Source organism: Chryseobacterium contaminans (assembly GCF_001684955.1).
Taxonomy (GTDB): Bacteria; Bacteroidota; Bacteroidia; order Flavobacteriales; family Weeksellaceae; genus Chryseobacterium; species Chryseobacterium contaminans.
In genome coordinates this window covers 1-1,015 of the sequence record NZ_MAYF01000226.1, presented here as the reverse complement: position 1 = coordinate 1,015, position 1,015 = coordinate 1, and the positions used below count along the sequence as shown (strand labels likewise).

General features: G+C 42.5%; 1 protein-coding gene. It reads left to right on the top strand.

Translation table 11 applies throughout. The annotated features are described in order from the left end of the window. The coding region (locus tag BBH99_RS12635) for a phthiocerol/phthiodiolone dimycocerosyl transferase family protein (protein WP_066696189.1) at positions 1 to 952 on the top strand (952 nt) is incomplete at its 5' end. Positions 953 to 1,015 lie beyond the last annotated feature (63 nt).

Here is a 1,015-nt window from a genome sequence, read left to right as displayed (position 1 = left end):
TGAGGAAGAGAAAACACCGCTTGCCCGTGTAGTATGGGTAAGAGGACAGGATGTTTCTGAAGTCTTTTGGGCCATCCCTCATTGTATTTCAGACGGAACCACCGGAGTGACTTTAATGAAGGAACTTCTTCAGCTTTTGGATGATCCTTCTTTGGAACTAGAACCTTACGAGCCTTTCGCTTCAGTAGATGAATTTCTCCCTTCCAACTTTAATGTAAAAAGTAAGAAATTCAAAGCTAAACTTTATCTGATCTTTGCCAGGTTCTTCTTTATGATGCAACAGAAAAGCAAAAAGAGAAACCTTGGAAAAGACTATGTTCTTCACCAAAAGCTGGATAAGGCCACAACGTCCCAAATCACTGAAAAATGTAAAGTCAATGGCATTTCCGTACATGCTTTGCTTTGTTCTGCCTTCATGCAGGCATTCCGGGAAGTAAAAGGGAAAGAAGCCAAAGGGAAAGTCATCAGTCCGGTAGATGTGCGTCATTTTATTCCGGAGATCAAAGAGGATCATTTATTTGCCTTTGCTCCAACGGTGGATCTTGCTATTAAGAAAGGAAGCTCCAATCTGTTGAACAATGCCAGACAGATTAAAGAAGACCTTACTCAGAAAATAGGAAAAATGGAAGCCCGCGAACTGCTGTGGATGGGTGAACAGATGCACCCGATTGTTGACCGTATGATCTCCATGCTCAAATCCAGCAATGGCGGCCATGATGTAACCCTCTCCAATATGGGCAGGATCAATATCCCGAACGATTACAAAAATTTCAGCATTGAAACTATTTTCAGTCCTACGGTTGCCTTCCCGTGGCTGAACTCGAACACTCTGACGACAAGTACCTACAATCATCAGATGGATTTTATATTTTTGTCCAACGAAGACTTCCTGCCCAAAGCGGAAGCCGCCAAAATAAAAGAGAAAGCCATTGCGCTAATGACCACCTCATGAAATTGAAATTTAAGCCGAAGCCGCCCAAAAAGCTCAAAAAAACTACCCTTAAACGCTTTCTCA